Here is an 11,283-nt window from a genome sequence, read left to right on the forward strand (position 1 = left end):
GGAATCATCATAAGAGCGGGTAGTGCGAAAGAGTCTGGTCATCAGCAGGGCTCATGTGCTCAATTGGTATGGAATGTACTATCTCGGGTCTCTCTTTGAGACACAAAAAATCTTTTGAGCATAACAGGCAGGGATGTCTCATGTTTTTCATCTTGGTTTAAGCACTCTCTCCAGGAAATGATCTCAATGAAAACGACAGACAGCTCAACGGTATCAAAACAAAAACAGAGTCACGCTCCTTCCCGGAATCGCCTTTTTCAGGAAGCGCAGGCAGAGGCATTAGATCACACGTTAATTGCGGATCTGGCGAATGAACAGATCCGTCAGATGGTGCGTGAGGAACTGATGCGGGTGATTCATGTGGCTAATCCCTCTGTCTTAAATGCAGATTGTCGGCAGCGTCTGCACTTGTTCGATCGAGTGACACTAGAACGCCTTGCATTTCTGGCACGTTATTGCTGTCAGAATCGGATTTCGCGGACACAGAATTCAGGGAAAGGACGTTATGCTCGTTTTAACTCGCAAAAAAAATGAATCGATTCGAATTGCCGACGATATCATCTTGACAGTTGTTCGAATCCGGGGCGGTAAAGTCAAGCTGGGAATCGAATGCCCGCGCAAAGTACCGATCCGACGAAGTGAGGTTCCACTCGAATCTTTGTGTGAAGCTGATCAGTGCCTGGCGGAGCAGCTTGAAGAGCAGGAGCACATTATCCTTTAACGACTCTCATCGGGAGTTTCCTGAGGAAGGTAGCAGGAGATTTCGATACTGTCTTTGGGCATACTACCTGATTTTTTACCTGCCAGTGAGCCACTAAAGTATGAACGTCTTGCGAGAGTCATTTTGGATCGATTCAGGGAACCCAATTCAGTAACGGAGGAGAATGAAAATGACACTCAAACCAGCGATTCGAGGAACTGTGACACGACCCGATCAAGGCTTACCAGGGCTCAGTTCATTCTGGGGCAGAGCGCCTTTCTGGTCACTGCGAGATGAAATGGATAACTTGTTAAGCCCATTCTCCGGTGACGGAGGAATGGTGGCAGGATTCAATGCCATGCTGGATATGTCGGAAACGGATGACGCAATCGAAGTGAAAATGGATATTCCGGGAATTCAACCCGAAGAGATTGAAGTGGAAGTGATTGGGAATACGCTACAGATCACGGGAGAACGAAAAGAAGAGCAAGAGGAAAAAGGCAAAACCTTTCACCGAATTGAACGGACGAGCGGCAGCTTTTCCCGGTCTGTCAAATTACCTTGTGAAGTGCAGAGTGAACACATTGAAGCGGAATGCGCGGAGGGTGTGTTGACCGTAAAACTTCCCAAGTCTGATTTCAGAAAACCGCATAAAGTCACTGTCAAAACGAAATCCTGAGATGACAATCGAAGCTGACGCGCTTTGGAAAGCGTATTTTTTGAAATCCATCGGATAGAGATCATTGTAATACAAAAAACTAAGGAGAGCATGGTGAAACTACAAGGAGAGATGCGACGCAGATTGCTTCCCAATCCAGACAATCAGCTCATGGCACGAGTCAAACGCGCTTTGAGGGCCTCCGGCTATGCTCCTTTGGCTCAAGTGCGCGTGATGGTCGATCGGGGGCAGGTCTTTCTGGCAGGCGATGTTCCCACCTATTTTATGAAGCAGGTGGCTCAGACTCGGGCTTTGTCAGTCGATGGAGTCAAAGCATTGAGTAATGATCTGGTGGTTGAAAGAGAGTTTCCTCAGTATTAATGCGGCAAAGACCTGTTTTTTGGCACCATGCATTGCCTGAGAGAGATTTCATCGAATGGAATTTGCGATGCTTATGATCTGCATTGCATTGACCTTGTCAACATGCTGGCACACAGCAGGTCTCGTCTTCACCCGTGACCCGTGTTGTGTGCCAGCAAAAGGCAAGCTGATTTTCTGCTGCTACGGCGTATTGTGATCTCAATACACGACTTTGAGCAGGTTGCTCAGAGAAAGAGAAACCCCTGTTGCTTCACATCGGGTGCTGTCTTCGGCGTACCATGTTCGACGGGAAGTTGTGCGGCGTTCCAGTCGATTTTGCCAGGCTCGTAATCATAAATATTCCGGTAACCCAGTTCCTGCAGACGCTGTACTGCCTGTTTGGAAAGTTTGCATTCGAAATTCAGACTATAAACGACGATAGTCTGGTTCTTATCGGTGAAGATCTGCAGGAACTGTTCATCAAAATGAGGGGCGAGTGGAATATTAATGGCCCCACGTAAGTGGAACTTTTGATAAGATGCTTCGGGTAACACCTCGACCAGTTTCAAACCAGGACATGATACGATGAGCCCTTGTAAGTCATTTCTGCTGATGGTTACCATGGCCTCGACCCTGTGGTACAAAATTGCTGAGCGTCTTTGCTCTCATTTATTTTGTACTTCTAAAATCACCGGAAGTGTGCTTACCTGATTCTCATTATTATATTAAGTTCAAATATCAAGAATATCAGGCTGAAAGAGCGACATCACGAGGGTGAAATTCTGATGACTCTATCGGGAAATGCCCCAGAAGAAGTGTGAAGGTAAGTGGGAGACGGTGGCGTTTTGTATGAGTGGAACAGGGCCGCTGAGATTATTGTTTTTCCAGCACCCATTGGATTGCATTACGGGTTAATTCCGTTGCATTTTCCAGGTCCAGCTTGTGTTTGATATTTTCCCGATACGTTTCTACGGTTTTGGGGCTCAGATTCAGCTTTTCAGCAATCTTACGCGTTGTTTCTCCCTGACCGATTTGTTCAAAGACTTCCAGTTCACGATCCGAAAGACTTTCGATGGGAGATTCATCGGAGTAATTGTCCGAACCAATCGAACGGCAGATCATGCGTTCTGTAATTTCGGAACTGAGAAAGACTTTCCCCTGGAGTACTCGGTAAATGGCTTCAATCAGTTGCTCTGGTGCCTGTTGTTTATTCACGAAGCCTAATGCACCTGCCCGAATACACCGTTCTGCAAATAAAGTTTCATCGTGCATGGAAACTGTCAGCATTTTGATCTGTTTAAATTGGGATTTGATGTCTTTAATCAATTCCAGACCACTACCATCTTTTAAAGACAGATCAACGATAATCAGGTCGGGCGGATCATTCATCACCTGCTTAATCGCATCGACTTTGCTATCTGCCTCCGCGCAAACCTGAAGGCCCTGTTCCCGTTCGATCAGACGAGAATACCCCTCCCGTACAATCGGGTGGTCATCCACAATCATAATGCACGTTTGTTGCTGATTTGAATTTCTCATAAATTGGTGCTCCCACCCCTTTAACTCACAATTTGATTTCAAAACTGCCGTAAAGAGCCTGCCTCGAAAATTCAGAGAACGTTTTTACTTCCAAGCTCTCTCAGTATCATTATACAACTAGACAAATTTGTCCGAAAGGGCATGTTCGCTTCCAGGTTGGGGAATTCAAATATGGGGTTGATTTTACAGAGGGATCAATATTTCCAGTGGGCGAGCCTCTTTACCCGAATCCCGTGGTTACTTTAAGATAGAAAGACATCTTACGCTCTGACCCTGGGAGTCAATACTCCTGTCTTTGTCAATCAGCGATCAAGTTCCTGGCATTTTTAGTTCTTCAGAGAGACAGACACTGATGAGTCTATATCAAAGTTTCGGTGTGGATCCGATCATTAACGCTTGTGGCAGTGTGACTCGGCTGGGCGGAGCACCGATGTCACCCGAAGTGCTCAAGGCGTTCCAGGAAGCCGCCTCTGAGTGGGTTCCCTTAGAGCAGCTTCAGGCGGCCGCTTCGAAAAAAATCGCCGCGCATACTGGGGCGGAAGCAGGGCTGGTCACTTCCGGAGCGGCGGGCGCGTTGACGTTAGGGACGGCTGCGATTCTGGCGGGACATAACATGCGACGGATCGAACAGCTGCCGCACTGCGATGAATTCCCCCATGAATTTATTATCGCGCGAGAACAACGTAGCGGTTATGACCATGCCGTCCGCGCTGCGGGGGCCAGACTGGTTGAGGTCGGCTTCAATGAAATTGTTTCCAATGCAGGCGTGCGTCGGACAGAAAGCTGGGAGTACGCGGCGGCGATTACTGAGAACACTGCGGGTATCGTGTATGTGCATGCCGCTGATTCACAGCCGGCATTACCCGAAGTTGTAGAAGTCGCACGACAGCATCAGTTGCCGGTTCTGGTTGATGCGGCGGGGGAATTGCCTCCCCGCGACAATCTCAAGGCGATTCTTGCTACCGGCGCTGATCTGGTTGTCTTCAGCGGGGGCAAAGCGATTCGAGGACCACAGTCCACCGGTTTGCTATGCGGTAAACGCGAGTTGATTTCTTCAGCCGCGCTGCAGATGCTCGACATGGATGATCATTTTGAACTCTGGCAGCCTCCCGCTGATTTAATCGATACGTCTCTTTTTCAAGGCTTACCCCGACATGGAATCGGCCGGGCACTCAAGGTCTCCAAGGAAGAGATCATTGCGCTCCTGACCGCATTGGAACTGTTCGCCTCGGGAGCGTATGACGAGCAGAATCAAGAATTCCAGTCCTGGCTGGAAATGATTGGTGAAGAACTGGAACTGGCGCAGGTCCATGCAACCTGTTATCTGGCTACGCCCGTTAGTAATGAACGCTGGCCTCTTCTGGATATTCATATCGATGAAGAGGCAGTGGGAACCGCGTTTAAAGTCTGTCAAAGGCTGCGTCAGGGGACGCCTCCCATCTATGTCGGCCATGCCGGGTTGCACGAAGGCATGCTGACGATCAATCCATTATGCCTCACAGCACAGGACGCTCGTACTTTAGCCGTACGTTTGTGTGAAGAACTAAAGTAGTCGATAACCAGTTGCGACGTGTCCAATGGTTTGCCGTTCTCTCTTAGACTGTGCATCACGGTGTCTGAAGCCTCTTTCTTTTCATCTGTTTGTCCGAGTGGTAGAATTAGAGTATGAATAAGCCAAAAACAACCCGAGCTCTGGATGAACTTCAATTTGAAAATCAATTTACACGCGCGCTACCTGTTGATCAGGAGACGAAAAACTTTCGTCGTCAGGTGAACGGAGCCTGCTTTTCACGTGTGATGCCAACGGAAGTGGCCCGCCCGCAGCTGGTGGCTTATTCCAAAGAAGTCGCAGACCTTTTGGATCTGGAGAGTAACGCTTCAGAGTCGGACGCATTTGCTGCCGTCTTTGCCGGGAATCAGTTGCTGGAGGGCATGGAGCCGTTTGCCATGTGTTATGGCGGTCACCAGTTTGGGAACTGGGCCGGGCAACTCGGTGATGGCCGGGCGATCAATCTGGGCGAGGTACGCAACAGCCGGGGGGAACACTGGGCACTGCAGCTGAAGGGGGCCGGTCCCACCCCGTATTCGCGGACGGCAGACGGCTTAGCTGTGTTGCGTTCGTCCGTTCGGGAATTTCTCTGCAGTGAGGCTATGTATCATCTGGGAGTGCCGACGACGCGGGCCTTGAGTCTGGTTTTGACCGGCGAACAGGTCGAACGCGATATGTTTTACGATGGTCACCCCAAACTCGAACCGGGAGCCGTGGTCTGTCGTGTGGCCCCTTCATTTCTGCGTTTTGGAAATTACCAGATTTTCTCATCCCGGGGCGACATTGAGACATTACGCACACTCGTTGATTTCACCATTCGGACTGAGTTTCCGCATCTGGGCGAACCAAGTCGTGATGTTTATTTAAACTGGTTTGCGGAAGTCTGTCGTCGCACGGCTGACATGATTGTGCACTGGATGCGAGTTGGTTTCGTACACGGGGTAATGAATACCGATAACATGTCGGTGCTCGGTTTGACGATTGACTACGGTCCCTACGGCTGGCTGGAAGACTATGATCCGAACTGGACTCCCAATACAACTGATGCGATGGGAAGGCGGTACCGGTTTGGGAATCAACCACAGATTGCGCTCTGGAATCTCGTGCAGTTTGCGAATGCCCTGTATCCGCTGATTGAAGACGCCGAGCCGTTACAGCAGTCGCTGGATGTTTATGTGGATCATTATGAGCAGGGCTGGCAAAACATGATGGCAGAGAAGCTGGGCTTGAATTCGTTACAGCCCGAGACCGATGTAAAGCTGATCGAAGAACTTCAGGAAGTCCTGCAACTGGTCGAAACCGATATGACGATTTTCTTTCGAAAGCTGGCGTTGCTGGAAGTCGACGGGGAGCCCGCGGCTGACATCGACGAAGCCGCGTTGCTTGCACCATTGATGGATGCCTGTTACGAGCCGGAAAAAGTGGTAGGAGACGTTCGCACCAGGATTTGTGACTGGCTGCAGTGTTACCACAACCGGCTCCGTGAGGAATCGTCGTCAGATGCCGTTCGCCGGGAAAAGATGAATCGTGTGAACCCCAAATACGTCTTGCGGAATTATCTGGCGCAGTTGGCCATCGATAAAGCAGAAGAGGGAGACTTTTCTCTTGTGAATGACCTGCTCGAATTGTTGCGGCGTCCTTATGACGAGCAGCCCGATCAGGAACAGTATGCGGGAAAACGACCGGATTGGGCCCGCAGCAGAGCCGGCTGTTCCATGCTTTCCTGCAGTTCGTGATTCAGTAGAATATATTTCTACCACGAAATACACGAAAGCTCATGAAAAAACTGTGTGAAAGTCCCTTGTATCATGTCAGGGTTCATACCGTATCTTGCTCCCGGGTGGCACCGTTGGCTTGCCCAACGGTGAAGGTACAATTCCAGAAAAAGATGACCAACGTGCGGTAGGGGCGGCTCTATGTGGCCGCCCGCAGTGTCGGGGTGGTTTTTGTTTTACCGTGCGAATGATTTTACCGGATCCATTGGTACGGCAATTCAGAGTCGAATCTCTCCATGCGGGTCGCCACATGGGGCGACCCCTGCGTTTCGATAACTATGTAGCTGTGAGTTACTTTGCACGGCCGGGCAAGCCGGGCCGTGGCACACGGTGAGTTACCCGTTGTCCGTGATCACGTCGGGCATGGTTTCGCCGGTGGGAATGAACTTCATTGAAATCGAATTGACACAGTGCCGTGTGTTTTTTTCGGTCATGCGCTCGCCGAGGAAAACATGACCCAGGTGACCGCCGCAGTTATGACAGACAATTTCAGTGCGAAAACCGTCTGCATCGGGAATGCGATCGACGGCACCTGGCAGTTCATCGTCAAAGCTGGGCCAGCCGCAATGGCTTTCGAACTTGTCTTTACTGCGATACAGGGGGGCGTTGCAGCGGCGGCAAATAAATGTACCGGCTGCTTTCAGGTTCGTGTATTCGCCGAAAAAAGGCTGCTCGGTTCCTTTATGCAGGATCACACGGGCTTCTTCGGGAGTGAGTTCATTATAGTTTGTTTCGGACGATTCCGATTCCATCAGCGAGTTCCAATAATAGGGAATGTGGTCGATCAAAGTCGGGTGAGTAACGCGGCAATTGAGATAAAATGAAACTCGTATCGCTCGGGATGGTCGACGAGCAGTCGTTCCATGCGTTGATAAATTTTCTCGATCGTATTTTCCTGTGGCAAGTCTTCCGGGAGGGCGGCTGCAAGAACCGGTTCCGTAAAGGCTCGCTGAAAACTGATATAGCTATGAGCCCAGGTTTCCCGATCACCGGTCTCGTCAAACGCCGTATTGAACGGCACGGGAACATCGCGTGATTCCGCGTGTTCGATGCGATAGGCGGCTGCCAGTTCCGGTTCGTTCTGGATGGGCGCCGTCAGTTCTTCGATATCGCGATAATAAGCGGGAAAGAGAAAGTCTTCATAAAAACTGCGGGGCAGCATATCTGCTTCGACGAAATCCAACAATGCATCACTGAGAACATCCATCAGCCCGTGGCCCGTTGATTGCGTTTCGTTCTTCCCAAAGATCTGGACCAGCAGCTTACCGCCGGGAACCAGTTCCTCGGCCCGTGCTGCGTAAAAGTGGCTTAGATCCTGATAGGCCTGTTTCTGGAATGGAATTAGTTCGCTGGCGGTAACTTCGACTCCTTCACGCGGTGCACCGGGATTGGGTTGCATGGCCAGGACAAAGCCTGGCAGCTGTGCCTCTGGTCTGGTTTCGAAGAACCCGATGGCGTTAAATGTCGTCGCCAGATGCAGGCTGCAGGGAGGCACGAGTCGTCCAAACGCGGACCCACCGATGGCGGCAGTATAGACGTCGGTTGCTGAAAGAGCGGGAGTCGATTCAGGAAACAGATTCGAAAACATCTGATTAAAATCGTTGGTGGGTAGATCATCAAACAGCGCCCAGACAGGTAAATCTGACTGGCGGCGTACGATCTCAATCAGGTGATTCATCGTGTAGATCGCGTTGGCTCCCTCGGAAGAGCCGATATCGAGAAAGTTCCACGAATACTGATGTATGGCTGGATCGGGCAGGGCGGCGATCGCTTCTTCGAGCCAGGGGAGAAACGCATCGGAAGCAGAACGCTGCTCTTTTGAGTTGGCATCGTAATAACCGCCCCCCTTCATCCCGGTCGTTGTGGGCATAATTGTTGATCCTGTTTCTGAATTGAGCCACGCGGCTGTCACGGTGTTTTAAAGGATATGTGTATGAAGCTTCAATTTTTAATCCGCTGCATTTGTTGATTAAAGTGTATCGCATGCCAGGCTTTGATTCCATAAATGCAATGACCTTGTTCCGCGAATCTTGGTGAAGAGAGACGCTCAAATGGGGGCAGGTCGAGGATTTCACTCTGCACAGCTATTTTGTTTCCCATTTTCACCAAATTGAGTCTGTTCGATTCATAAACTCTGATCAGTTAAGACTTTCTCAATGGCTCACGGTTGTGGCTTGTGCATAACGAATCCATGAACAGTGTCTGCAAGAAACCCCTCAAACTGAAAGTTTTTTTGACCAGTTGAATCGGAGATGGTAAATTAGTGACAGCAATTCAAAGCGTTCTGATTTCATTTCCGATTGATCGCGACAATTTCAAACAGGGGTGGTCTCGTTTAATCAGTCGAGTCACAAAGGGGCGACTTACGGATGTTGTCTCTTTGCGTATTGAAGGAGGCTCTGTATGACCAGAAAAAACTCAGGCATTGTGAATGGCGCCTTGGAAGAAATTTCCGCACTGGAATATATTCTGTTAGGCGACCTGCTGGATTTACTGGAAGAATCTGATGGCGATGCGGGCGCCTGGAAATGGATTTCCCAGGTACTGGATACGCTTTTGAAAATGATGCCACGTGAATTCGAATTGCAGGACGAAGGGGGCTACCTGGAAGAAGTCCTTGAAGAACAACCGAACTGGCAGGGGCATGTTCGAAATCTGTATCAGGAACGCTGTGACTTATTGAAGAAGCTGAATGAGTTACAGGTTCGCATGCAGGATTCTCAGCCATTACATCAGATGCGCCGCATTGCCGGCGAGCTCAGACACGAACTCCGCGACTGGATCACCAGCTATATCGCCCACCAGCGCCACGAGCGTCGTATTATCCAAGACGCCTTCAACAGCGACATTGGTGCTGCCGACTGATTCATTTCGAATGGACGCCTATTCTCTGTCTACTGATTCATGACGCTTATGCAGTGAACTGTTTTCCTCTCTGACGTTGCGCGCCGTTCCGGTACGATTCTGTTTGTGAGACAGTCGAGTTTGTTTCTCAAGTTGTCTCACTCTTAATGAGAATCATCGATAAGGGCAGGGCCGCGTCAAGAGGGGAATCAAAAAATGAGAAAACAAGCGACATGTGAAACGCGTCGATGCCAAGTCAATGAGTGGCGAACATGGGCCGATGTGTGGGGCAATGCGGGACGAAGCGTGTCGAAAATTAGGGAAAGCATGAGCAGGTTATTTGAAAATCGCTCTGAAACGAGAGGGTTTTGTAGTGCTGGATTTTTCACTGGTTCCCGTTTTGCACCTGAACCAGTAGTGTTCTCGCGCGCGACGCATAATTCCGCAAATCATGGCAAACGGTGCGTTGCTGTCAAGTCTATTTTCTTCAGGTTGTGGACGAGTTACTTTTCAAAGTCGTACACAAATACATTGATCTTTGCAGCGCAGAGAGTTTGTTGGATCAGCGGTTCTATTTTGTCCCATTTGCCGCCGGCCAGACCGCAGCCGATGCGCGGCATGTGGACAGAGGCCGAGAGTTCTTCGGCTTTCTCGGCGACGGAGGTCAGACATTGTTCGATGGCCGGATAGCGGACTGGCGGGCCTTTGCTGCCGGTTTTCATGCCGCGCTGACCTAGCATATTGGCGACCCAGATGTACCGGTCGACTTGCACGAACTGAACTTCACCCAGACCGAAGTTGTTTTTGGCCCGGCTGCGATGCCACTGGCGATATTCTGTTTCCGGTTCGGGCCAGCGGTTGCTGATTGCCAGTACGAAGCCTTCGCCCCAGCCACCCAGGTCATTACAGATATGGGCAATGATCTTGTTTCCTTTGGCTTGCGGCTGGGTAGCATCGCCTTTCAGATAGGTGATCTCGGTCATGGTTTGGGCTTAGAATCACAGATGGTGCTGGGCAGGTCAATCTTGTATTTCTTGAGCAGTTTGGCGTATTCGCCGCTCTCGCAGAGTTTCTTCAGGCCGGCGTTGAAGGCATCGCGGACGTCGGGTTCTTCAAAGTTGGCTTTGAAATACGTGGCTTCGGGGAAGAGGGCGTGGTATTCGACTTCATCCAGTTGATGTCCTGTTGACTGGCTGATGGCATTGAAGATACTACGGTCAATCACGATCACGGCGTCCTTGGCCTCCCAGAACTGTCTGACCTGATCGCTCTGATCGGCGACTTCCACATAGTTCTTGCGTTGTGGGGAATCGGGAGAGAACAGTTTTTTGAATTCGGGGCCGAGTTCGAGGTAGGCGTCTTGCCAGGTGAGGACTTTGTGATCGGCCAAGTCAGCGACGGTTTCGATTTTCAGACCGGCTGATTTTTTGGTGATCGCGGAGTTCACGAAATCGATGAAGTTGTCGGAGTAGAAAATGCCTTCGACGTCTTTAAATTTCTGAACGCCGAGCGCCATGTCGGCCTGATTTTCGGCGACCGCGGACTGCAGTTTTTCATAAGGCATTTGAACGAAATTGAGCTGATAGCTGGGGAGGGCCTGGGTGGCGATATCGACTTCGATACCGGTTTTCGCATTTTTCATGACATAGGGAGCAATATCAACGCTGATCGCGACCGTCAACTGCGGCCTGTCGGCACCTTCAATCGGTTCGGGGATGATATCGACTTCGGGGTTCGCGTCAGGAGGGGGAGGCGTCGGTGTTTTCTCTTGTCCACACGCGGTGAACAGCAGACTCAGTAGCATCAGGCATATGGCAGCGTCGACACGAAATCCGTTCATCGTCTTTTCTCCTGAGTA

General features: G+C 50.3%; 13 protein-coding genes. 7 read left to right on the plus strand and 6 right to left on the minus strand.

All coding sequences use genetic code 11. From position 1 onward, the window contains the following. Nucleotides 1-186: 186 nt before the first annotated feature. From Enr17x_RS07895 to Enr17x_RS07910, 4 genes are all read left to right on the plus strand, one after another. Nucleotides 187-534, plus strand: a complete 348-nt coding sequence (locus Enr17x_RS07895; RefSeq protein ID WP_145307560.1) for a hypothetical protein — start codon at nucleotides 187-189, stop codon at nucleotides 532-534. Further along, the gene (locus Enr17x_RS07900; RefSeq protein ID WP_145307562.1) at nucleotides 506-721 is read left to right on the plus strand and encodes a carbon storage regulator; all 216 of its coding nucleotides are present in this window, start codon (nucleotides 506-508) and stop codon (nucleotides 719-721) included. The genes Enr17x_RS07895 and Enr17x_RS07900 overlap by 29 nt, the downstream gene beginning before the upstream one ends. Nucleotides 722-890: 169 nt before the next feature. After that, entirely contained in the window at nucleotides 891-1,379 is a 489-nt protein-coding gene (locus tag Enr17x_RS07905; protein ID WP_145307564.1) for an Hsp20/alpha crystallin family protein, read from the plus strand. A 111-nt stretch (nucleotides 1,380-1,490) separates the two neighbouring features. Beyond that, nucleotides 1,491-1,739, plus strand: a complete 249-nt coding sequence (locus Enr17x_RS07910) for a BON domain-containing protein (RefSeq protein ID WP_198001018.1) — start codon at nucleotides 1,491-1,493, stop codon at nucleotides 1,737-1,739. A gap of 224 nt (nucleotides 1,740-1,963) precedes the next feature. Here Enr17x_RS07910 and Enr17x_RS07915 read toward each other — a convergent pair whose 3' ends face one another. Both Enr17x_RS07915 and Enr17x_RS07920 read right to left on the minus strand, forming a co-directional pair. Next, nucleotides 1,964-2,341: a rhodanese-like domain-containing protein gene (locus Enr17x_RS07915; protein WP_145307569.1), complete on the minus strand. Its 378-nt coding sequence runs from the start codon at nucleotides 2,339-2,341 to the stop codon at nucleotides 1,964-1,966. A gap of 250 nt (nucleotides 2,342-2,591) precedes the next feature. Next, nucleotides 2,592-3,257 carry a response regulator gene (locus tag Enr17x_RS07920; protein ID WP_145307571.1) on the minus strand — a complete coding sequence of 222 codons (666 nt, stop codon included), beginning with the start codon at nucleotides 3,255-3,257 and terminating at the stop codon, nucleotides 2,592-2,594. Between the two features lie 352 nt (nucleotides 3,258-3,609). Here Enr17x_RS07920 and Enr17x_RS07925 point away from each other — a divergent pair, with 352 nt between their 5' ends. Together Enr17x_RS07925 and Enr17x_RS07930 are read left to right on the plus strand one after the other, a co-directional pair. Beyond that, nucleotides 3,610-4,809 carry an aminotransferase class V-fold PLP-dependent enzyme gene (locus Enr17x_RS07925; protein ID WP_145307573.1) on the plus strand — a complete coding sequence of 400 codons (1,200 nt, stop codon included), beginning with the start codon at nucleotides 3,610-3,612 and terminating at the stop codon, nucleotides 4,807-4,809. Nucleotides 4,810-4,922: 113 nt separating this feature from the next. Beyond that, the gene (locus Enr17x_RS07930) at nucleotides 4,923-6,542 is read left to right on the plus strand and encodes a protein adenylyltransferase SelO (RefSeq protein ID WP_145307574.1); all 1,620 of its coding nucleotides are present in this window, start codon (nucleotides 4,923-4,925) and stop codon (nucleotides 6,540-6,542) included. A 374-nt stretch (nucleotides 6,543-6,916) separates the two neighbouring features. Here Enr17x_RS07930 and Enr17x_RS07935 read toward each other — a convergent pair whose 3' ends face one another. Together Enr17x_RS07935 and Enr17x_RS07940 are read right to left on the minus strand one after the other, a co-directional pair. After that, nucleotides 6,917-7,333, minus strand: a complete 417-nt coding sequence (locus Enr17x_RS07935) for a methionine-R-sulfoxide reductase (protein ID WP_145307576.1) — start codon at nucleotides 7,331-7,333, stop codon at nucleotides 6,917-6,919. 32 nt (nucleotides 7,334-7,365) lie between these two features. Then, entirely contained in the window at nucleotides 7,366-8,451 is a 1,086-nt protein-coding gene (locus Enr17x_RS07940; protein WP_145307578.1) for a class I SAM-dependent methyltransferase, read from the minus strand. A gap of 533 nt (nucleotides 8,452-8,984) precedes the next feature. Here Enr17x_RS07940 and Enr17x_RS07945 point away from each other — a divergent pair. Continuing rightward, nucleotides 8,985-9,446 (plus strand): hypothetical protein, encoded by a 462-nt coding sequence (locus Enr17x_RS07945; RefSeq protein WP_145307580.1) that lies wholly within the window; start codon nucleotides 8,985-8,987, stop codon nucleotides 9,444-9,446. A gap of 482 nt (nucleotides 9,447-9,928) precedes the next feature. Here Enr17x_RS07945 and Enr17x_RS07950 read toward each other — a convergent pair whose 3' ends face one another. Next, nucleotides 9,929-10,408, minus strand: a complete 480-nt coding sequence (locus tag Enr17x_RS07950; protein WP_145307582.1) for a macro domain-containing protein — start codon at nucleotides 10,406-10,408, stop codon at nucleotides 9,929-9,931. Continuing rightward, nucleotides 10,405-11,265, minus strand: a complete 861-nt coding sequence (locus Enr17x_RS07955; RefSeq protein WP_145307584.1) for a substrate-binding periplasmic protein — start codon at nucleotides 11,263-11,265, stop codon at nucleotides 10,405-10,407. Before Enr17x_RS07955 ends, Enr17x_RS07950 begins: the two co-directional genes overlap by 4 nt. Between the last annotated feature and the right edge of the window lie 18 nt (nucleotides 11,266-11,283).

It is taken from the genome of Gimesia fumaroli, assembly GCF_007754425.1.
GTDB lineage: Bacteria > Planctomycetota > Planctomycetia > Planctomycetales > Planctomycetaceae > Gimesia > Gimesia fumaroli.

What these genes read in the sequence shown, in the direction of transcription:
- Enr17x_RS07925 (WP_145307573.1), top strand. Translation starts at nt 3,610, where the DNA reads ATGAGTCTATATCAAAGTTTCGGTGTGGATCCGATCATTAACGCTTGT.
- Enr17x_RS07945 (WP_145307580.1), top strand. Translation starts at nt 8,985, where the DNA reads ATGACCAGAAAAAACTCAGGCATTGTGAATGGCGCCTTGGAAGAAATT.
- Enr17x_RS07930 (WP_145307574.1), top strand. Translation starts at nt 4,923, where the DNA reads ATGAATAAGCCAAAAACAACCCGAGCTCTGGATGAACTTCAATTTGAA.
- Enr17x_RS07940 (WP_145307578.1), bottom strand. Translation starts at nt 8,451, where the DNA reads ATGCCCACAACGACCGGGATGAAGGGGGGCGGTTATTACGATGCCAAC.
- Enr17x_RS07915 (WP_145307569.1), bottom strand. Translation starts at nt 2,341, where the DNA reads ATGGTAACCATCAGCAGAAATGACTTACAAGGGCTCATCGTATCATGT.
- Enr17x_RS07910 (WP_198001018.1), top strand. Translation starts at nt 1,491, where the DNA reads ATGCGACGCAGATTGCTTCCCAATCCAGACAATCAGCTCATGGCACGA.
- Enr17x_RS07935 (WP_145307576.1), bottom strand. Translation starts at nt 7,333, where the DNA reads ATGGAATCGGAATCGTCCGAAACAAACTATAATGAACTCACTCCCGAA.
- Enr17x_RS07905 (WP_145307564.1), top strand. Translation starts at nt 891, where the DNA reads ATGACACTCAAACCAGCGATTCGAGGAACTGTGACACGACCCGATCAA.
- Enr17x_RS07895 (WP_145307560.1), top strand. Translation starts at nt 187, where the DNA reads ATGAAAACGACAGACAGCTCAACGGTATCAAAACAAAAACAGAGTCAC.
- Enr17x_RS07955 (WP_145307584.1), bottom strand. Translation starts at nt 11,265, where the DNA reads ATGAACGGATTTCGTGTCGACGCTGCCATATGCCTGATGCTACTGAGT.
- Enr17x_RS07920 (WP_145307571.1), bottom strand. Translation starts at nt 3,257, where the DNA reads ATGAGAAATTCAAATCAGCAACAAACGTGCATTATGATTGTGGATGAC.
- Enr17x_RS07900 (WP_145307562.1), top strand. Translation starts at nt 506, where the DNA reads ATGCTCGTTTTAACTCGCAAAAAAAATGAATCGATTCGAATTGCCGAC.
- Enr17x_RS07950 (WP_145307582.1), bottom strand. Translation starts at nt 10,408, where the DNA reads ATGACCGAGATCACCTATCTGAAAGGCGATGCTACCCAGCCGCAAGCC.